General features: G+C 67.8%; 19 protein-coding genes and 1 pseudogene. 15 read left to right on the plus strand and 5 right to left on the minus strand.

What is annotated here, in order from left to right; translation table 11 throughout:
• Positions 1–168: 168 nt before the first annotated feature.
• From CLG85_RS03240 to CLG85_RS03290, 11 genes and pseudogenes are all read left to right on the plus strand, one after another.
• Positions 169–702: a DUF3305 domain-containing protein gene (locus CLG85_RS03240; protein ID WP_095882710.1), complete on the plus strand. Its 534-nt coding sequence runs from the start codon at positions 169–171 to the stop codon at positions 700–702.
• A complete protein-coding gene (locus CLG85_RS03245; RefSeq protein WP_095882703.1) occupies positions 699–1334 on the plus strand; it encodes a DUF3306 domain-containing protein in 636 nt (211 codons plus the stop codon). Before CLG85_RS03240 ends, CLG85_RS03245 begins: the two co-directional genes overlap by 4 nt.
• A gap of 17 nt (positions 1335–1351) precedes the next feature.
• Entirely contained in the window at positions 1352–1966 is a 615-nt protein-coding gene (locus CLG85_RS03250; protein ID WP_095882704.1) for a TorD/DmsD family molecular chaperone, read from the plus strand.
• Between the two features lie 50 nt (positions 1967–2016).
• Positions 2017–2211 (plus strand): twin-arginine translocation signal domain-containing protein, encoded by a 195-nt coding sequence (locus CLG85_RS03255; protein WP_095882705.1) that lies wholly within the window; start codon positions 2017–2019, stop codon positions 2209–2211.
• A 124-nt stretch (positions 2212–2335) separates the two neighbouring features.
• Positions 2336–5314: a formate dehydrogenase subunit alpha gene (locus tag CLG85_RS03260; protein WP_095882706.1), complete on the plus strand. Its 2979-nt coding sequence runs from the start codon at positions 2336–2338 to the stop codon at positions 5312–5314.
• Positions 5315–5326: 12 nt separating this feature from the next.
• On the plus strand, positions 5327–5920 hold the full coding sequence (fdh3B, locus tag CLG85_RS03265) for a formate dehydrogenase FDH3 subunit beta (RefSeq protein ID WP_095882707.1): 594 nt from the start codon (positions 5327–5329) through the stop codon (positions 5918–5920).
• Positions 5921–6021: 101 nt separating this feature from the next.
• On the plus strand, positions 6022–7242 hold the full coding sequence (locus tag CLG85_RS03270; RefSeq protein WP_375796894.1) for a formate dehydrogenase subunit gamma: 1221 nt from the start codon (positions 6022–6024) through the stop codon (positions 7240–7242).
• Positions 7243–7277: 35 nt separating this feature from the next.
• Entirely contained in the window at positions 7278–8522 is a 1245-nt protein-coding gene (locus tag CLG85_RS03275; protein WP_095882711.1) for a c-type cytochrome, read from the plus strand.
• 6 nt (positions 8523–8528) lie between these two features.
• Positions 8529–8654, plus strand: a complete 126-nt coding sequence (locus tag CLG85_RS03280; protein ID WP_260348423.1) for a hypothetical protein — start codon at positions 8529–8531, stop codon at positions 8652–8654.
• A gap of 10 nt (positions 8655–8664) precedes the next feature.
• A complete protein-coding gene (locus CLG85_RS03285; RefSeq protein WP_095882709.1) occupies positions 8665–10041 on the plus strand; it encodes a sigma-54-dependent transcriptional regulator in 1377 nt (458 codons plus the stop codon).
• 40 nt (positions 10042–10081) lie between these two features.
• Positions 10082–11348 (plus strand): annotated as a pseudogene (locus CLG85_RS03290) (lytic murein transglycosylase).
• Here CLG85_RS03290 and CLG85_RS03295 read toward each other — a convergent pair.
• The 5 genes from CLG85_RS03295 to pobA form a co-directional block, all read right to left on the minus strand.
• Positions 11345–12244 carry a substrate-binding domain-containing protein gene (locus CLG85_RS03295; protein WP_260348424.1) on the minus strand — a complete coding sequence of 300 codons (900 nt, stop codon included), beginning with the start codon at positions 12242–12244 and terminating at the stop codon, positions 11345–11347. The pseudogene CLG85_RS03290 and the gene CLG85_RS03295 sit on opposite strands and share 4 nt — an antisense overlap.
• 47 nt (positions 12245–12291) lie before the next feature.
• Positions 12292–13113, minus strand: a complete 822-nt coding sequence (locus CLG85_RS03300) for an ABC transporter substrate-binding protein (RefSeq protein ID WP_224848846.1) — start codon at positions 13111–13113, stop codon at positions 12292–12294.
• A gap of 57 nt (positions 13114–13170) precedes the next feature.
• A complete protein-coding gene (locus CLG85_RS03305) occupies positions 13171–13938 on the minus strand; it encodes an ATP-binding cassette domain-containing protein (protein WP_375796895.1) in 768 nt (255 codons plus the stop codon).
• 24 nt (positions 13939–13962) lie between these two features.
• Complete coding sequence (locus CLG85_RS03310; RefSeq protein WP_095884081.1) at positions 13963–14670, minus strand: ABC transporter permease; 708 nt, start codon at positions 14668–14670, stop codon at positions 13963–13965.
• A 161-nt stretch (positions 14671–14831) separates the two neighbouring features.
• A complete protein-coding gene (gene pobA / locus CLG85_RS03315) occupies positions 14832–16001 on the minus strand; it encodes a 4-hydroxybenzoate 3-monooxygenase (RefSeq protein ID WP_095884082.1) in 1170 nt (389 codons plus the stop codon).
• Positions 16002–16090: 89 nt separating this feature from the next.
• Here pobA and CLG85_RS03320 point away from each other — a divergent pair, with 89 nt between their 5' ends.
• The 4 genes from CLG85_RS03320 to CLG85_RS03335 all read left to right on the plus strand — a co-directional run bounded on the left by CLG85_RS03320 (position 16091) and on the right by CLG85_RS03335 (position 18938).
• Complete coding sequence (locus CLG85_RS03320; protein ID WP_260348425.1) at positions 16091–16936, plus strand: helix-turn-helix domain-containing protein; 846 nt, start codon at positions 16091–16093, stop codon at positions 16934–16936.
• Positions 16937–17056: 120 nt separating this feature from the next.
• Positions 17057–18058, plus strand: coding sequence for a type I glyceraldehyde-3-phosphate dehydrogenase (locus CLG85_RS03325; RefSeq protein ID WP_224848849.1), 1002 nt, complete (start codon positions 17057–17059; stop codon positions 18056–18058).
• A gap of 79 nt (positions 18059–18137) precedes the next feature.
• A complete protein-coding gene (gene uraH, locus CLG85_RS03330; protein WP_095883521.1) occupies positions 18138–18491 on the plus strand; it encodes a hydroxyisourate hydrolase in 354 nt (117 codons plus the stop codon).
• Positions 18492–18722: 231 nt separating this feature from the next.
• Complete coding sequence (locus CLG85_RS03335) at positions 18723–18938, plus strand: hypothetical protein (protein ID WP_095883522.1); 216 nt, start codon at positions 18723–18725, stop codon at positions 18936–18938.
• The last annotated feature ends 2 nt before the right edge of the window (positions 18939–18940 follow it).

The raw sequence follows: 18940 nt of genomic DNA on the forward strand, positions 1-18940 counted from the left end.
GACCCTGCCGCATTTTTGCCCCCTCCGTGACTAGCCAAAATGTCCATCATCGGTCTCAGAATACCGCTGTGCACCGATTGGCCCTTCCCCGATGCGCTCTACTTGTTTCAATCACAGTGGGAGGAAGGATACATCACTGTGACAGGTCATCCGAGCAACGATCAATACATGCCCGTGGGCGTGGTTCTGCGCCGCACTCCCGGTGTCACCCGTTGGGCCAGATGGGCCTGGCGGGCCGTTGCCGTGCTGCCCGGTGCCGGCCCCGCGGACTGGCGCGAACTGCGCCGCGAGGGCGAGGCGGTCGAATACCACGCCGCCACCGTCTCGCTTGAGCTCTACCGCGCCGAGACCGAGGCTTACCTGCACGGCATCACCGCCCGCGAGCCCTCGGTCTACGTCGTCATGCGCAAGACCTTCGGCGAGCATCCCTTCGAGATCGTGCTGATAACCGCCTCGCCTTACGAGGCCCAGGACTATTGCGACAGCGGCGAGGACATCGTCGAGAAGGTGCCGATGCCCGCGGGGCTGCTCGCCTGGGTTGGCGATTTCGTCGAGCGCTACCACGAGGAAGAAGAATTCGTGAAACGCCGCCGGGATCGTGCCAAGGTGGACGGCAAGCAGGACGGCATCGGCGATCCGCGCATCTCCAAGCCCGCGGATATCTACGCCTCGCCTGGCCTGAAGAGAGGGAGGCTGCAGTGAAGGATTTCTGGTCCCGCAGGAAAGCCGCCGTCGAGGCCGAGACCCGCGCCGAAGAGCAGGTGCAGGAAACCGCCCGCCGTGCCGAGACCGAGGCGCAACTTGCCGAGCGCAGCGACGAGGAGCTGCTGGCCGAGGCTGGGCTGCCCGCGCCGGAAGAGGTCACCGACGGCGAGATGGTCCGCAAGTTCCTCGAGTCGCAGCTGCCGAAGCGCCTGAAGAACCGGGCGCTGCGCACGCTCTGGCGCTCGAACCCGGTGCTGGCCTGCCTCGACGGGCTGAACGACTACGACACCGATTTCACCGGAGTCACGCCTGCCGCCGACTTCAAGACGACCTACCAGGTCGGAAAGGGGCTGCTGGCGCATCTCGAATACGTCGGCCGGCAGCAAGCCGAGACCGAGATCGCCGAAACCGAAGCGGAGGAGACTCCGGCGGAACCCGTTGACGCCGGAACCGCCTCGATCCGCGCTCCCGAAACCCTCGGCCCGACCGTCGAGGCGCAGCCGGAGATCCCGCCGCTGCAGCCGCTCGAGACGCCGGTCGTACAGACCGCCCAATTTGACCCCGAGCCCGAGGAAAGCGCCCTGCCCGCCAGCTCGCGACGCATGCGCTTTTCCTTCGAGGCCAGCTGATGACGGACACGCCTGACATGACCGCAGCCGCACAAGCCACTGCCCCGAAGATCGCCGAAGAGGATCGCCTGCGCGCCGATCTCTACAATTTTCTCGGACTGATCCTCGCCCGGCCCGCCGACCAGGGGTTGATCGACCAATGCGTCGGGCTGACCGGCGACGCCAGCCCGATCGGCGAGGCGGTGACAACGCTGGCCAAGGTGGCGAAGATCTCCAAACCCAAGGCGGTGGAGAGCGAGTACAACCGCCTCTTCATCGGCCTCGGCCGCGGCGAGCTGCTGCCCTATGCCTCCTATTACCTGACGGGCTTCCTGAACGAGAAGCCGCTCGCGCTGCTGCGACAGGACATGACCGCCCGTGGCCTTGCCCGCGCCGAGAACGTCTTCGAGCCCGAGGACAACATCGCCAGCCTCATGGAGATGATGGGCGCGATGATCGTCGGCCGCTTCGGCACCCCGGCCACGGTTGGCCAGCAGAAGAGTTTCTTCAACAAGCACATCGCCCCCTGGGCGAGCCATTTCTATTCGGATCTCGAGGGCGCCAAGAACTCGGTCTTCTACGCCCCGGTCGGACGTCTCGGCCGGGCCTTCATGGAGATCGAGACCGAAGCCTTCCGGATGAGCGCGGAGTGATCCGCAGTATGGCGGGCAACCGCCACAACCCTGAGAGAGGAGGTCTCTCGATGAAGAGGAAAGACGAGGAGGCGACCAGCCGCCGCGACTTCCTGAAACTGGCCTCGACGGCAGCGCCGCTCGCGGCGGTCGCCGTGGCGACCAGCACCGGGACCGAGGCCGAGGCCGCCGAGCCCGACCTGTCGTCGAACAAGATGCAGGACACCGCGCACACGCGCGCCTACTACGCCGCCGCCCGGTTCTGACCGGACGAGGCACTTCCCGCCAAGGACGACTGGTTGCGTGACGCCCGACTGTCCAAGGCACCCGATCAACACCAAGCAAGCCAGGCACCATGCGGGGGCCTAGCGCGCAAGGGGAGAGAGAAACATGTTGAGGAAAAAGACCAACGGGGTTGCGCGACGCCCCCAGCGGACAAGTATCCTTTCCGAAGTGGCGAACACTTCGGTTGACCGTCGCGCCTTCCTGCGCGGGTCCGGTCTGGCGATCGGCGGCCTCGCGGCCGTGGCCGCCACCGGGGGAACGGTAACCCAGGCCACCGCGGCCACCGCCACCGGCGGCGAGATCAAGACGGTGAAATCCGTCTGCACCCACTGCTCGGTCGGCTGTACCGTGATGGCAGAGGTGCAGGGCGGCGTCTGGATCGGCCAGGAGCCCGGTTGGGACAGCCCGTTCAACCTCGGGTCGCACTGCGCCAAGGGTGCCTCGGTGCGCGAGCACGCGCATGGCGAGCGCCGCCTGAAGTATCCCATGAAGAAGGTGGGCGGCGAATGGCAGCGCATCTCCTGGGAGCAGGCGATCAACGAGATCGGCGACCAGATGCTTTCGATCCGCGACAGCTCGGGCCCTGACTCGGTCTACTGGCTCGGCTCGGCCAAGCACAGCAACGAGCAGGCCTACCTGTTCCGCAAGTTCGCCGCCTACTGGGGCACGAACAACGTGGATCACCAAGCGCGGATCTGCCACTCGACCACCGTTGCGGGCGTTGCGAACACATGGGGCTACGGCGCCATGACCAACTCCTACAACGACATCCACAACTCCAAGGCGATCTTCATCATCGGCGGCAACCCGGCCGAGGCGCACCCCGTCTCGCTGCAGCACGTTCTGAAGGCCAAGGAACAGAACAACGCGCCGCTGATCGTCTGCGACCCGCGCTTCACCCGCACCGCCGCCCATGCGGACGAATACGTGCGGTTCCGTCCGGGTTCGGACGTGGCGCTGGTCTGGGGCCTGCTGTGGCACATCTTCGAGAACGGCTGGGAAGACAAGGACTTCATCCGCAGCCGCGTCTGGGGGATGGATCAGATCCGCACCGAGGTCGCCAAGTGGACCCCGGACGAGGTCGAGCGTGTCACCGGCGTGCCGGGCGGCCAGCTCGAGCGCGTGGCGCGGACGCTGGCCAACAACCGTCCGGGCACCGTGATCTGGTGCATGGGCGGCACCCAGCACACCAACGGCAACAACAACACCCGCGCCTATTGCATCCTGCAGCTTGCACTGGGGAACATGGGCACCGCCGGCGGCGGCACCAACATCTTCCGCGGCCATGACAACGTGCAGGGCGCAACCGACCTCGGCGTGCTCGCCGACACGCTGCCGGGCTACTATGGCCTGACCGCGGGGGCCTGGGCCCACTGGGCCCGCGTCTGGGAGGAAGACCTCGACTGGCTCAAGTCCCGCTTCGCCATGCTGAAAGGCAAGGACGGCAAGGACAAGGAGATGATGGGTCTGACCGGCATCCCGGTCTCGCGCTGGATCGATGGCGTGCTCGAGGCGAAGGAAAACCTCGAACAGCCCGACAACACCCGCGCGATGGTGTTCTGGGGCCACGCCCCGAACTCGCAGACCCGCCTCAAGGAAATGAAGACGGCGATGGAGAAGCTCGACCTGCTGGTCGTGGTCGATCCCTATCCCACCGTCTCGGCGATCCTGCACGACCGCACCGACAACACCTACCTGCTGCCGGCGGCCACGCAGTTCGAGACCTACGGCTCGGTCACCGCGTCGAACCGCTCGCTGCAGTGGCGTGAAAAGGTCGTCGACCCGCTCTTCGAGTCCCTGCCCGATCACATCATCATGCACAAGTTCGCCACCAAGTTCGGCTTTGCGGATCGCCTGTTCCGCAACATCGAGGTGAACGGCGAAGAGCCCCTGCTCGAGGATCTGACCCGCGAGTTCAACAAGGGCATGTGGACCGTGGGCTATACCGGCCAGTCGCCGGAGCGGCTGCGGATGCACATGGAGAACCAGCACACCTTCGATCGCACCACGCTGCGGGCGAACGGTGGGCCGGCGGATGGCGACTTCTACGGCATGCCTTGGCCCTGCTGGGGCACGCCCGAGATGAACCACCCGGGCTCGGCCAACCTCTACGACCTGTCGCTGGCGGTGAAGGATGGCGGCCTGCCGTTCCGTGCTCGCTACGGCGTGGAATACGAGGGGCAGAACCTGCTGGCCGAGGGCTCCTACACCGTCGGATCAGAGATCGAGGACGGCTATCCCGAGTTCACCATGCAGATGCTGATCGATCTCGGCTGGGACAAGGACCTCACCACCTACGAGCGTCGGATGATCGAGTGGGTGGCCGGCTACATCGACTCGCGCCCGGACACCGACACCGAGGTCGGCGAGCAGTCGCAGACCGGTCCCTACCCGTCCGACTTCGCCGAGCAGATCGGCGGCGTGAACTGGAAGACCGACCTTTCGGGCGGCATCCAGCGCGTGGCGATCCTGCATGGTTGCGCCCCCTACGGCAACGCCAAGGCCCGCTGCGTGGTCTGGACCTTCCCGGATCCGGTCCCGCTGCACCGCGAGCCGCTCTACACCAACCGACGCGATCTGGTGGCCGACTACCCGACCTACGAGGACAAGTCCTTCTGGCGGGTGCCGACCATGTATGCTTCGATCCAGAAGAACGACTTCTCGAAGGACTACCCGATCATCCTCACCTCCGGCCGTCTGGTCGAATACGAGGGTGGCGGCGACGAGACCCGGTCCAACCCGTGGCTCGCCGAGCTCCAGCAGAACATGTTCATCGAGATCAACCCGCGCGACGCCAACAACCTTGGTGTGCGGGACGGGGCGGACGTCTGGGTCGAGGGCCCCGAGGGCGGCAAGGTCAAGGTCATGGCCATGGTCACCCCGCGGGTCGGAGAGGGCGTTGCCTTCATGCCCTTCCACTTCGGTGGCCATTTCGAAGGGGTCGACCAGCGGTCGAAATACCCTGAGGGGGCGGACCCGATCGTGCTGGGCGAATCCACCAACACCGCGCAGACCTATGGCTACGACTCCGTCACGCAGATGCAGGAGACCAAGGCCACACTCTGCAAGATCATGCCGGCGTAAGGAGAGCGAGACATGGCAAGAGCTAAATTCCTCTGCGATGCCGAGCGCTGCATCGAGTGCAACGCCTGCGTCACCGCGTGCAAGAACGAGCACGAGGTTCCGTGGGGCATCAACCGACGGCGGGTGGTGACCATTCAGGACGGCCAGCCGGGCGAACGCTCGATCTCGGTCGCCTGCATGCACTGCTCGGACGCGCCCTGTATGGCCGTCTGCCCGGTGGACTGCTTCTACCAGACCGAAGAAGGTGTGGTGCTGCACTCCAAGGACCTGTGCATCGGCTGCGGCTACTGCTTCTACGCGTGCCCCTTTGGCGCGCCGCAGTACCCGCAGGCAGGCAACTTCGGCTCCCGCGGCAAGATGGACAAGTGCACCTTCTGCAACGGCGGCCCGGAAGAGAACAACTCCGCGGCCGAGTTCCAGAAGTACGGGCGCAACCGGATCGCCGAGGGCAAGCTGCCCATCTGCGCCGAGATGTGCTCGACCAAGGCCCTGCTGGCCGGGGACGGCGACCAGGTGTCGGCGATCTACCGCGAGCGCGTGGTCGCCCGCGGCTTCGGCTCGGGCGCCTGGGGCTGGGGCACTGCCTACGACGAAAAGGCCAACTGAGCCAAGCACGGCGGGCTCTCGGGCCCGCCGACAACGCAACGAAGTCCCGCGCGGGGCGGCGCCTGCCGCCGTTCCGCGCGATTCTCGCGTGACCCTACTTCATGGAGACGACCATGCTGCGCCACCTGCTGGCACTTTTCGCACTGGTCCTGATGACCGCCGCCCCCTTGGGCGTCGCGGCGCAGGGCACTCTTCTTCCGCCCGAGCCCGACCGCTCCGCCACCGGCGGCGCGCAGACGCTCGAGGACATCATGCGCAGGCAGGCGGGCATCAAGGTCGATGACAGCTTCCGGCGCGAGAACATCGGCGGCGACGCCACCAACGTTCCGGGCATGGGTCCGCTCGGCGGTGCCTCCGACCCCGAGCTCTGGCGCGCCCTGCGCTACAACGAGGCCGACGTGCGCGCCTCGACGATTAACCCCAACGGCAAAGTCCTGATCCAGGACGGCGGCATGTGGTGGCTGAGCTTCCGCCGCGGCCCGCTCGCCACCTATGGCGGCTGGCTGCTGCTCGGCACCATCGGCCTGCTCGCGGTCTTCTTCCTGCTGCGCGGCCGCATCAAGATCGACGGCGGCAAGGCCGGCAGCACCGTGCAGCGCTTCAAGTGGATCGAGCGTTTCGCCCACTGGACGCTGGCCGGCTCCTTCCTGCTGCTCGGCTTCACCGGGCTCTTCACCCTCTTCGGGCGCAAGTACCTGGTGCCGCTGCTGGGCCATGAGTTCAACTCGACGCTGCTGCACTATTCGAAGTTCATCCACAACAACGTCAGTTGGGCCTTCATGCTCGGGCTGATCATGGTCTTCGTCATGTGGGTCTGGCACAACATCCCCGACCGCACCGACATCACATGGTTCGCCCAGGCCGGCGGCATCATCGGCAAGAAGCACCCTCCGGCGAAGAAGTTCAACGCCGGCCAGAAGATCATCTTCTGGGGGGTGATCCTGCTCGGAGCCTCGGTCTCGGTCTCGGGGCTGTCGCTGCTCTTCCCCTTCGACATGCCGCTCTTTGCCCACACCTTCTCGGTGCTCAACGACTGGGGCGTGCCGGGATGGTTCGGTATGGACGCCTTCCCGGTCCAGCTTGCCCCGCAGGAAGAGATGCAGTTCGCCCAGCTCTGGCACGCCATCGTCGCCTTCCTGCTGATGGCGGTCATCATCGGCCACATCTACATCGGCACGATCGGCATGGAGGGCGCCTACGACGCCATGGGCTCGGGCCAGGTCGACGAGAACTGGGCGCATCAGCACCACTCGATCTGGTACGAAAAGGTCAAGGAGCGCGAGGCCGCAGAGGCCGGCAAGTCGGCCACCCCGGCGGAGTGACCGAGGTGGGCCGCCTGGCCTTGATCCTGAGCCTGATGCTCTGCGCCGCCCCTGCGGCGGCGCAGGACTTCGCCACGCTCAAAGGCCACGGCGGGCCGATCATGGGTATCGCCGTCTCGCCCTCGGGGCAGGTGGCGACCGGCAGCTTCGACAATTCCGTGGGTCTCTGGACCGGCACCACCCCGCATTGGCTCGAGGGCCATGCCGCGGCGGTGACCGCCCTGGCCTGGGGGCCCGAGGGCATGCTGGTCTCGGGCGGCGACGATTTCGCCGTGCGGGTCTGGGGCGATGCCCCGCGCGTGCTGGGCAAGCACCAGGGCAAGGTCGCGGCGCTGGCGGTCTCGCCGGATGGCGCGACCGTCGCCAGCGGCAGCTGGGACGGCTCTGTCATGCTCTGGCCGCTGGACGGCGCCGATGGCACCGCCCTGCCCGCCCCCGGCGCAGGGGTGAACGCCTTGGCCTGGGACGGTCCCGAAACGCTCTACGCCGCGACCATGGCTGGTGCGCTGCTGCGCTACGACCTCGGCACCGGTGAGGCTCCCGTCGCCCTCGTCCAGCACGGCTTCGGCATCAACCGGCTGGCACTCGGCCCCGGCTGGATCGCCTATGGCGCGGTCGATGGCGGCACCCGGGTGCTCGATCTGCAGACCGGTGCAGAGATCGCCGATCTGACACTCGACCGCCGGCCGATCCTCGCCCTGTCCTACAACACCCCCACGCATCAGCTCGCCGTGGGCGATGGCGAGGGCTACATCATGATCGTCGACACCGAAAACTGGCAGATCACCAGAGACTTCCGCGCCACCCGGCAGGGGCCCGTCTGGGCGCTCGCCTTTTCGCCCGACGGCAAGGTGATCCACGCCGGCGGGCTCGACGACGTGGCCTACTCATGGCCGGTCGAGGCGCTCGACGTCTTCGAGCCCGGCATCACGGGCGAGCGCAGCTTCCTGCGCGCCGCCGAGACCATGCCCAACGGCGAGCGGCAATTCATGCGCAAATGTTCGATCTGCCACGCCCTTACCCCCGGCCCCTCGCGCAAGGCCGGGCCCACGCTGCACGGCGTCTTCGGCCGCCGCGCCGGCACCGTGCCGGGCTACAGCTACTCCGACACGCTGGACGGATCCGACATCACATGGAACGCGGCCACGATCGACGCGCTTTTCGATCAGGGCCCGGACCACTACATTCCCGGCTCGAAGATGCCCATGCAGGTGATCGCGGGCGGCAGCGACCGGGCCGATCTGATAGACTACCTTAAACAGGCCACCAAAGGAGAGTGACCGCATATGAAAGCCATGTTCACAGGCTTCGCCGCCATCATCGTCATCGGCATCGCCGCCTATTTCGGGCTGCACGAGATCGGCATGTCCTCTGCCGAGGTCTATTCCAGCCCCAACGTCCGCCACGACTGATCGTGCACGGATGACGCCGAAGGACGCCGCCCCCGACGATTACGGACCCACGCTGTCCGGCGCCTCGATCCTCGTGGTCGATGACGAGCCGGGCATGCGCAACTTCCTCGTCAAGATGCTGGGCCCCAAGGTCCAGCGGGTCGAGGAGGCGGGCTCGGCGCTCGAGGCGACGCAGAAGCTCGACGCGGCGCATTTCGACCTCGTGATCCTCGACAACCTGATGCCGAGGATGACTGGGCTCGACTGGCTGGCCGAGCAGCAGCGCAAGGGGTTCTTCGGCGACACCATCCTGATCACCGCCTATGCGGATCTGGAAACTGCGATCACCGCGCTGCGCGCAGGGGTCAGCGATTTCGTCCTGAAACCCTTCCGCGCCAACCAGATCCTCGGGGCGGTGGCGCGCACGCTCGACCGCAAGTACCTGCGCCGCGACAATACGCTGCTGCGCCGCGAGCTACGCACCGGGCAGTTCCAGGGCAAGCTGCTTGGCAAGTCCGAGGTCATGGTCGCCGTCCGCGCGCTGCTGGCCAAACTGGCGCCGCTGCCGACCCCGGTGCTCTTCACCGGCGCCAGCGGCACCGGCAAGGAGATGGCCGCGCGGCACCTGCACCAGCTCTCCGACCGTGCCGACAAGCCCTTCGTGCCGGTCAACTGCGCCGCCATCGCCCCCGACCGCATGGTGCAGGAACTCTTCGGCAGCCTCGAGAACGGAGAGCGGCTGAAGCCCGGCCTGCTGCTGCTGGCCGACGGTGGCACGCTTTTCCTCGACGAGGTGGCGCAGATGCCCGAGCCGCTGCAGGCGGCGCTGCTGCGGGTGCTCGAGGACCAACGCATCCGCCCCACCGGCGCCGAGCGCGAGATCCCGCTGAACCTGCGTTTCCTCTTCGCCACCAATGCCGATCTCGAGGCGCTGGTCGCCCAGGGCAAGTTCCGCGCGGACCTCTATCACCGGATCAACGTGCTCAAGGTCGAGATGCCGCCGCTGTCGGACCGTTCCGACGACATCCTAGAGCTGGCCGCTCTTTTCACCAGGCAGTTCTCCCAGGCGCTCGGCATGCCGGGGCTGGAGCTTGACGAGCAGACCCTGCTGAAGCTGCGCCGCTACGCCTGGCCCGGCAACGTGCGCGAGCTGCGCAACCTGATCGAACGCTCGGTGATCCTTGGCGGATTCCCCGAGGAATTCTCGGGCTCCGGCGGCGTGACCGGGGCGCGGGCGATCGAGGATCTCGACCTCGTGGTGCAGCGCCACATCCTGCACATGCTCGACCTCTGCGACGGCAACCGGGCCGAGGCGGCGCGCCGACTTGGCGTCTCGCGCAAGACCATCGACCGTAAGATCGCGCAATGGGGCGAAGAGAACGTGACCCCGCCGCAGGCCCTGCGCTAGGCTGCGGCAAGTCCCGAGCCGAGCAGCCCCCGGAGTCCCCATGAACAGCACCCTCAACTTCACAGGATGGCGCAAGGCCGTCGCGGCCGCGCTCCTGGCCTGCGGCTGCCTCGCCTCCCCTGCCGTCGCCCTCGACCGCGGCGCCGTCGAGGGCCAGTTCCGCGGCTGGCTCGAACAGACGGTCTGGCCGCAGGCGGCGCGCAAGGGCGTGACACGCGGCACCTTCGAGGCGGCCTTTGCGGGCGTGCATCTCAACTGGGATCTGCCGGACCTCGTGCCCCCCCGGCACCAAGCCACAGACTCCCAAGGAGCAGCGCCAGGCCGAGTTCGGCCAGCCCGCGAAATACTTCAACCGCGGCTCCATCGACAGCGCGACCGCGATCGGGCGGCAGATGGCCCGGCAGCACGCCCCGGCCCTCGCGGCGACCGAAAGGGCCACCGGCGTGCCCGGCCGGATCATCCTCGGCATCTGGGGGCGCGAGAGCGGCTATGGCCGCGTGGCGATCCCGCACAGCGCCTTCGAGGTGCTGGGCACCAAGGGCTTCATGTCGACCCGCGCCGACTACTTCACCGCAGAGCTGATCGCGGCATTGCAGATCGCGCAGGCCGGGCACGCCCCCGCCGGGGCGATGAAAAGCTCTTGGGCCGGGGCGCTGGGGCAGCCGCAGTTCATGCCGTCGAACTTCCTGAAATACGCCGCCGACGGCAATGGCGACGGCCACGCGGACATCTGGCGCTCGGAGTCCGACACCATCGCCTCTATCGGCAGCTACCTCGCCAAACACGGCTGGCAGAGCGGGCGCGACTGGGGCTTCGAGGTCCGCGTGCCGGCCTCGGTCTCCTGCACGCTGGAAGGCCCCGATCAGGGCAAGCGGATCTCGGACTGGGAGAAGATGGGCATCACCCGCGTCTCCGGGCGCCCCTTCCCCGAAAACGAACGGCGCGGCGAGGGCTTCCTGCTGATGCCCGCCGGGCGGCACGGGCCTGCGTTCATCGTGACGCCGAATTTCTACGTGCTGAAGGACTACAACATGAGCGATCTCTACGCGCTCTTCGTCGGCCACGTGGGCGACCGCATCCAATACGGCTCAGGCGATTTCAGCGCGCCATGGGGCAAGGTCGGTGGGCTCTACCGCTCGGACGTCGCCGCCATGCAGCGGGCGCTCGAGCGGCAGGGCCATGACGTCGGCGGCGCCGACGGGCTGCCGGGATTCAAGACCCGCCGCTCGATCGGCCGCTGGCAGGAGGCGCAGGGGCGTCCCGCCACCTGCTTCCCCGAGGCCGCGATGAAGGCGGCGTTGCGCTAGGCGTTCCAGACCACCTCGCCGAGCCGCGACAGGTCGTATCCGCCAAGGCTGCCCGCACGGGCGCGGAAGGTCTCGGAGCGGCAGAAGGCCATGAGCGTCTGCAGCGGCGCGTCGAAATAGGCCTTGCGGTCGATGAGCAGGTCGAAGCGTTCCTCGATCACCGGCACGAACGGCAGCCCGTAGGCGCGCGCCACCGACTCGAGGCCAAAGGTCACATCCGCCTCGCCGCGCCGCACGCTCTGCACCGCCTCGTCCTCGGTGCGCTCGAGCGGGGTCAGCGTGACGGTGCCCAGGTCGAGCCCCACCTCTGCGGCGAGATCGCGCAGCAACCCGGCGGTGCCGGAGCTCTCCTGCCGTGGCGCCAGCCGCAGCCCCGCAAGACCCGCCAGCCCGTGCGGAGAAGGCCCGTCCTCGCGCAGCACCAGCCCGCGCCGCCGCGCCGCGAACCCGACCAGCACCGCGTTCTGCCCCGAGACCGCCTCGCGCGCCGCAGCGATGTTCCAGCCGCCCTCCGCATCGCGCACATGCAGACCCGAGGCCACGCCCTCGCCTGCGGCAAAGCGCGTCAGCCCGTCGAGCGAGCCGTCGAAATAGGTGGCAAGCCCGCAACGCGACTGGCGGATCGCCCAGTCAAGCAGCGGATCGTGGGAGCCGAGGAAGACCCCGGGCCGCACCAGAGGCGCCGTGGCAGAGCCGCCGCGCTGCGCGCCCTCGATCCAGGCGCGGATCTCGGCGGCGGGAAAGAGCAGCTTTCCGGTGGCACGCGAACAGGGCACCTCTCCCGAGGCGGCAAGATCGTAGACCTTGCGCTCCTTCAGTCGGAGCAAATCGGCCAGCTCGCGGACGGTGAGGTATTCGTGGGGGTGGTCTGGGGACGGGCTCTGCAGGTCAGTCATTGTCTCGGGCATGTTGGGGGCGGCACCGTACCGCCCCCCGAACCCTATCAGTTCTTCGGCGCGTTGGGGAAGAACAGCTGCTGGCCCTCGATCTTGTACTCCGCGATCACCTGCTGGCCTTCGTCAGAAAGCAGCCAGTCGGCGAAGTCCTGCGCCGCGTCGATCTTCACCGAGGGGCATTTCTCGGGGTTCACCGGGATCACGCCATACTGGTTGAAGAGATCCTCGTCGCCCTCGACCTCGACCGCATAGTCCTGCTTGTTCTTGAAGCTGATCCAGGTGGCGCGATCGGTCAGCACATAGGCGCCCATGCCGATGCCGGCGTTCAGCGTCGCGCCCATGCCCGAGCCGGTCTCGCGGTACCACTCGCCCGAGGCGGCGCTGGGGTCGATGCCCGCGGCCTTCCAGAGCGCGACCTCTTTCTTGTGGGTGCCGCTGTCGTCGCCGCGCGAGGCAAAGAGCGCCCCCGCCTCGGAGATCTTGGTCAGCGCCGCCTCGACATCGTCCATGCCCTTCACGCCGGCCGGGTCAGCCTCGGGGCCGACGATGACGAAGTCGTTGTACATCAGGTCCGTGCGCGTGGTGCCGAAGCCCGCCTCGACGAATTTCTCTTCCGACGGCTTGGCGTGCACCAGCAACAGGTCGCCGTCGCAGTTCTCGGCGTTCTTGATCGCCTGGCCGGTGCCCACGGCGACCACGTTGACGGTGATGCCGCTCTCGGCGGTGTAGATCGGCAGCAGGTAATCGTAGAGCCCCGAGTTGGCAGTCGAGGTGGTCGACTGCACGATGATCGACTGCTCCTGCGCGAGGGCGCCGCCGGCCAGGCCGAGGGTCAGCGCGGTCGAGGCAATCAGTCTTGCGATGGTCATGAGGAACGTCCTTCTGTCCTGGTAATCAATAACTTTGTGAGAGCGTGGGACGGGCGGTCAGAGCACGATCCGGCCCGCGAGATAGTCCCGCGCCGCCGGGCTCCGGGGTTCGGGGAAGAAGACATCGGCGCGGCTGTGCTCGGCGACCCGGCCGCGGTGCAGGAAGATCACCTCGTCGGCCATGCGCCGGGCCTGCCCGACGTCATGAGTGACGAAGATGATCCGCGTGCCACGGTCACGGGCGGCGGCGACGATGCGCTCGATCACCAGCACCGAGGCGGGATCGAGACTGGCGGTGGGCTCGTCGAGGAACATAACCTCGGGATCGGTGGCCAGCGCACGGGCTAATGCCAGCCGCTGTGCCTCGCCGCCCGAGAGCAGCCGCGCGGGCTGGCGCGCCTTGTGCAGCAGGCCGACCTCGCGCAGCAGCGCATCGCGGCGCGCGCGATCGCGGCCTCGGGCCTTCAACACGAAGTCGAGGTTGGCGGCGACCGAGCGGCGCAGCAGCACCGGCTTCTGGAACACCAGCGCCTGCCGCGCGGTGGCCTGCGCGGCGGGGGTGCCGTTCCAGCTCACCTCGCCGCCGCCGGGCACCAGCAACCCGTGCAGCATCTTCAGCAGCAGGCTCTTGCCCGCCCCGTTTGGCCCCATGATCACCGTGCAGCCGCCGGGCGCTAGGCTCAGCTCCACCCCGTCGAGCAGCGCCGCGCCACCCGACGCAAGCCGCAGGCCGGAGACCCGCAGGGGCAGGAGCGGGCGTTTCATCACAGCCTCGTCGCGGGGGCGCGCCACGGGCGGCACGGCGGTGATCGGCAGGTCAGACATGCGTTTTCTCACACATGGGCGCTCTCACACATGGGCCTGCCTCGCGGCGGTCATGCGCAAGCTCTGCACCCCGGCGTTCACGCCAAGCGCCAGCACCAGCAGGATGATCCCCAGCGCCAGCGCCAGCGGCAGGTCGCCCTTGGAGGTCTCGAGCGCGATGGCGGTGGTCATCACCCGTGTCAGGTGGTCAATGTTGCCACCGACGATGATCACCGCGCCGACCTCGGCCACGGCCCGGCCGAAGCCCGCCAGCCCCACCGTCAGCAGCGCGTAGCGCCCGTCCCAGAGCAGCGCACCGATGCTCTGCCAGCGCGTGAGGCAGAGCGAGCGGAACTGCTCGGCATATTCGGCGTGAAGGTCTTCGAGCACCTGCCGCGACAGGGCGGCGACGATGGGCACGATGAGGATGGTCTGCGCGAAGATCATCGCGCCCGGCGTGTAGAGCAGCCCCAGAAAGCCGAGCGGCCCGGAGCGGGAGAGGTAGAGATAGACCAGCAGGCCGACGACCACCGGCGGCAGCCCCATCAGCGCGTTCATCACGATCAGCACGAGGCCGCGCCCGCGGAACCGGCTCACCGCGATCAGCGCCCCGATGGGCAGGCCGAGGGCGCAGGCGAGCAGCGTGGCGCTCAGGCTGACCTGCAGCGAGAGGCCGACGATCTCGTATAGATCGGCCTCGCCGGACAGGACCAGCGACAGCGCCAGGTGGAAGGCCTCCCCGATACTTTGCAAAATTTACTCTCCCTGCGGAAATTTTGCCTCATTTGGACTATGCACCCTCTCGCCCATGACGCAAGGGGCGTCAATGGCCTGAATGAAATACGGCCCGCTCCGGGGAGCGGGCCGTGGTCTGATCTATACTGCAAAATTTCCCGGAGTGCCGGGAGGGGGCCTCAAAACGGCAGGCCGACGTAGTTCTCGGCGAGGTCCTTGCGTGCGGTCTCCGAGTCTGCGAGGTGCCGCAGCGTGGCGCGGCGCATCTCCTCGGCGAAGCTGTCCTCCCCCTCGAAGCGGTGCAGCATCGTGGTCATCTGCCAGCTGAAGCGCATCGCCTTCCAAATTCGCGCCAGCGCGCGCTCGGAATAGCCATCGATGCCCGCGGTCTGGCCCGCCTTCAGCGCCGAGATCAACGCCTCGTGCAGGTAGTAGACGTCCGAGACCGCGAGGTTCAGACCCTTGGCCCCGGTCGGCGGCACGATATGTGCGGCATCGCCGACAAGGAACAGCCGGCCCCAGCGCAGCGGCTCCGATACGAAGCTGCGCAGCGGCGCGATGGACTTCTCGATCGACGGGCCGGTGACCAGCCGCTCCGCGGCCTCCGAGGGGATGCGCCGCTTGAACTCTGTCCAGAAGCGCTCGTCCGACCAGTCCTCGACCTTGTCCGTCAGCGGCACCTGCACGTAGTAGCGCACCAGGTTCTCGTTGCGCATCGAGGCCAGCGCGAAACCGTGCGGCGAGTTGGAGTAGATCAGCTCGTCATGCACCGGCGGCGTGCGCGAGAGGATTCCCAGCCAGCCGAAGGGGTAGACCCGCTCGAACGCGCGGCGCTTCTCCTCGGGGATGGTCTTGCGGCTGACGCCGTGGAAGCCGTCGCAGCCCGCGACATAGGCGCAGGAGATGCGCTGCCGCTCGCCGTTCAGCGTGTATTCGACCGCGGCCTCCGAGGCGTCGAGGTCATGAATGGTCACGTCCTCTACCCCGTGGATCACCGTGGTGCCCATGGCGTCCTGCGCGTCGTAGAGGTCCTGCGTCACCTCGGTCTGGCCGTAGACCATGACCTGCTTGCCGGTGAGCGCCTTGAAGTCGATATGCACCATCAGCTCGGCATCCGTGAGGTAGGTGCCGTCATGCGGGTAGCCCTCGGCGTCCATGCGCGCGCCGACGCCTGCCTCGCGCAGCAGCTCGACGGTGCCCCATTCGAGAATGCCCGCCCGGATCCGCGACAGCACGTGCTCGCGGCTCGAGCGCTCCAGCACCACGGTTGCGACCCCGGCCTTGTTCAAGAGCTGCGAGAGCAGCAGGCCCGAGGGGCCTCCGCCGATGATCACGACTTCGGTTTTCATGCAATCTCCTCCGATCTTTGCCCGCAGCCTACGCCCCGGAAAGCCGCGCGCGAATAGACGGGGTCCGCATAGGCTGGTACTATTCCGGCATGACCCTACGTCCAGACATCCCCCTCTTCGACCTTTTCGGCGAGACCGGAGGTTTCCCCGACACCGTGCATTGCGAGCGTATATGGGACCGGGCAAGACTTCACGACTGGGTGATTTCCCCGCACAGGCACGCCGAGATCACCCAGGTCTTCTTCATGCGGCAGGGCCATGCCGAGGTGCGGATCGACGGGCAGGATGCAACGCTCGACGACGGGCAGTTCCTGCTGATCCCGGTACAGATCGTGCATGGATTCGAATTCCAGAAGCTGAGCGAGGGGCTGGTTCTCTCCTTCCCTGCACCGGTGCTCGCGGGCATGCGGCCCGCTTCGCCGGGGCTCGCCGCCCGGCTCTCGCGCCCGGTGGTCGGCACGGCATCGGACACGCTGGTTACCCTCTCGGACCAGCTCGTCGCCGCTTTTGCCCGTCCCGGCCCCTACCGTGCCAACCTGCTGGTGGCGCTGGCGCAGGCGCTGCTTGCCGAGATATGCGCGCTGGTCCCGGCCGAGGAGGCCGCCGCCCCCGGCGGCGCCAAGATGATGGCCCTCGACGCGCTCATCGCCGCGCATCTGGCCGAGGGCTGGCGCGCCGGCGACTACGCCGCGGCCCTGTCGATCACCCCCGGCCATCTGACCCGGCTCTGCCACGCCGCCACCGGGCTCAGCGCCTCGCGCTATATCGAGGGCAAGGTGATGACCGAGGCAAGCCGGATGCTCGCCTTCACCCAGGTGCCCGTGGCCGAGGTCGGCTACCGGCTGGGCTTTTCCGACCCCGCCTATTTCTCACGCCGCTTCCGCGCGCTGCGCGGCCAGAGCCCGAGCGACTACCGCGGCCGCTTCGTGGGATAGCAAGGGCCCGTCCCGCCCGGACCCAAGGCGACGCCGCAGGGCACGCGCCCGTCCCCACCCGCTTGACCCCGCGGCGCAGAGGCGTATCGCTTGCCCCGTCAGAGACCGCACGGAGGCGCCATGACCCGCATCATGATCAACGGCTTCGGCCGCATCGGCCGCACCCTGCTGCGCCAGCTGCTCACCGACCCGGCCCATGCCGACCTCGAGCTGGTGGCGATCAACGACATCGCCTCGCCCGAGATGTGCGCCTATCTGTTCCGCTACGACAGCGTCTTCGGCCCCTATCCCGGCACGGTCACCGAAGAGCCCGGCGCGCTGGTCATCGATGGGTGCCGCATTCCCTTCCACACCACCCGCGACCTGCGCGAGCTTGACCTGAGCCATGTCGACGTGGTGCTCGAATGCACCGGCGCCGCCTCGAACCGACCTCATGCCGAGGCCGGGCTGCTGGCCGGAGCGAAGTCGGTGCTGCTCTCTGGCCCTTCCGAGGCTGCCGACGTGACCTGCGTGCTCGGCGCCAATGAGGATGAGATCGGCGACGCGCGCATCGTCTCCAATGCGTCCTGCACCACCAACGCCATCGCGCCCATGCTGAAGGCGCTCGACGCCCGCTTCGGCATCGACCGCGCGCATGTCACCACGATCCACTGCTACACCGGCAGCCAGCCAACGGTGGACGCGCCCGGCGCCAGCTACGAGCGCAGCCGCGCCGCGGCCGTGTCGATGGTCCCAACCAGCACCAGCGCCGCGAAGCAGGTGATCAAGGTGCTGCCCGGCCTCGACCATAGGCTCAGCGTGACCGCCGTGCGCGTGCCCTGCATCTCGGTCTCGGCGGTGGACGCGGTGCTGCAGCTCGACACGATGCCCGAGGATGCCAATGCCGCGCTTTCCGACCTCTTCACGGGATCCCCGCTCGTTGGCCTGACCGGGGATCCCTGCGTCTCGACCGACCTGCGCGCCCGCCCCGAGTCGCTGGTCCTGTCGACCCGCGAGACCCGCGTGGTCGAGGGAGGCCAGCTCAGGCTCTTTGGCTGGTACGACAACGAATGGGGCTTCTCGGCGCGGATGCTCGACATGACGCGGCGCATGGCGGCGCGCCGATCTTCAAACCGCGTTTGAAACTGCCTCCGTCGGGTGGGTCTTTACCCGACCCCCGCTTCTGCCACTATGTCCCGCGATACCTCATGGAGACCCGCCGATGACCGGATACCTGACGACCCACGTGCTCGACACCGCCCGCGGCTGCCCCGCCGAGGGGCTGAAGATCGAGCTCTTCCGGATCGAGGGCGAGACCCGCAGCCTTCTCAAGACGCTGGTCACCAATGACGACGGGCGCACCAACGAGCAGATCCTGCCCGCCGCCGAGTTCGCGCCCGGCACCTACGAGCTGGTCTTCCACGCCGGGGCCTATCTCGACGCCAGCGGCACGCCGCCCGAGGAGCCGCGCTTCCTCGACGTGGTGCCGATCCGCTTCGGCATGTCCGAGGCGGCGCATTACCACGTGCCGCTGCTGCTCTCGCCCTTCGGTTACTCGACCTACCGCGGCAGCTGATCCCCTGATCCCGCACTGACCCGGACGGCGCCACTTCGCGGGCGCCGTTTGCCGTTGCGAGGGCAGATTTCACCAATCTGTCATGCACATGTCGCCCCGCTGTCGCAGCCCGCGGCCAGAGATCGCAGCGACGCTGCACAGCTGTGCAGCCCGGCAAGACAGGGCAGACCATGCGCGACATCCGCATCCCGGGGATCGACAAGAGCTACGGCCAGACAAAGGTGCTGCGGCATGATCGGCATGCCCGCGCCGCCCCGACTTGGCGCTGCGCTGAACCACCTGCAGGCGCGGCTGAACGCCGACGGCATCGGCTCGGGCAGGATCGGCCCGGGCGTGGCGAAATACGCGATCATCTTAGGTGCCAACGCGCTGCGCGCCGAGGCCTTAGCCGCGCTCGAGACCTGCGAGGCCATACGCGCGCAGGGCGCCACGCCCTTTGGGCGCTGAGC

This window comes from Alloyangia mangrovi (genome assembly GCF_002300555.2).
GTDB classification, from domain to species: Bacteria; Pseudomonadota; Alphaproteobacteria; order Rhodobacterales; family Rhodobacteraceae; genus Salipiger; species Salipiger mangrovi.

What these genes read in the sequence shown, in the direction of transcription:
- CLG85_RS03275 (WP_095882711.1), top strand. Translation starts at nt 7,278, where the DNA reads ATGCTCTGCGCCGCCCCTGCGGCGGCGCAGGACTTCGCCACGCTCAAA.
- CLG85_RS03260 (WP_095882706.1), top strand. Translation starts at nt 2,336, where the DNA reads ATGTTGAGGAAAAAGACCAACGGGGTTGCGCGACGCCCCCAGCGGACA.
- CLG85_RS03270 (WP_375796894.1), top strand. Translation starts at nt 6,022, where the DNA reads ATGGAGACGACCATGCTGCGCCACCTGCTGGCACTTTTCGCACTGGTC.
- CLG85_RS03325 (WP_224848849.1), top strand. Translation starts at nt 17,057, where the DNA reads ATGACCCGCATCATGATCAACGGCTTCGGCCGCATCGGCCGCACCCTG.
- uraH (WP_095883521.1), top strand. Translation starts at nt 18,138, where the DNA reads ATGACCGGATACCTGACGACCCACGTGCTCGACACCGCCCGCGGCTGC.
- CLG85_RS03295 (WP_260348424.1), bottom strand. Translation starts at nt 12,244, where the DNA reads ATGACTGACCTGCAGAGCCCGTCCCCAGACCACCCCCACGAATACCTC.
- CLG85_RS03255 (WP_095882705.1), top strand. Translation starts at nt 2,017, where the DNA reads ATGAAGAGGAAAGACGAGGAGGCGACCAGCCGCCGCGACTTCCTGAAA.
- CLG85_RS03305 (WP_375796895.1), bottom strand. Translation starts at nt 13,938, where the DNA reads ATGTCTGACCTGCCGATCACCGCCGTGCCGCCCGTGGCGCGCCCCCGC.
- CLG85_RS03250 (WP_095882704.1), top strand. Translation starts at nt 1,352, where the DNA reads ATGACCGCAGCCGCACAAGCCACTGCCCCGAAGATCGCCGAAGAGGAT.
- CLG85_RS03280 (WP_260348423.1), top strand. Translation starts at nt 8,529, where the DNA reads ATGAAAGCCATGTTCACAGGCTTCGCCGCCATCATCGTCATCGGCATC.
- CLG85_RS03300 (WP_224848846.1), bottom strand. Translation starts at nt 13,113, where the DNA reads ATGACCATCGCAAGACTGATTGCCTCGACCGCGCTGACCCTCGGCCTG.
- CLG85_RS03335 (WP_095883522.1), top strand. Translation starts at nt 18,723, where the DNA reads ATGATCGGCATGCCCGCGCCGCCCCGACTTGGCGCTGCGCTGAACCAC.
- CLG85_RS03285 (WP_095882709.1), top strand. Translation starts at nt 8,665, where the DNA reads ATGACGCCGAAGGACGCCGCCCCCGACGATTACGGACCCACGCTGTCC.
- CLG85_RS03240 (WP_095882710.1), top strand. Translation starts at nt 169, where the DNA reads ATGCCCGTGGGCGTGGTTCTGCGCCGCACTCCCGGTGTCACCCGTTGG.
- CLG85_RS03320 (WP_260348425.1), top strand. Translation starts at nt 16,091, where the DNA reads ATGACCCTACGTCCAGACATCCCCCTCTTCGACCTTTTCGGCGAGACC.
- fdh3B (WP_095882707.1), top strand. Translation starts at nt 5,327, where the DNA reads ATGGCAAGAGCTAAATTCCTCTGCGATGCCGAGCGCTGCATCGAGTGC.
- pobA (WP_095884082.1), bottom strand. Translation starts at nt 16,001, where the DNA reads ATGAAAACCGAAGTCGTGATCATCGGCGGAGGCCCCTCGGGCCTGCTG.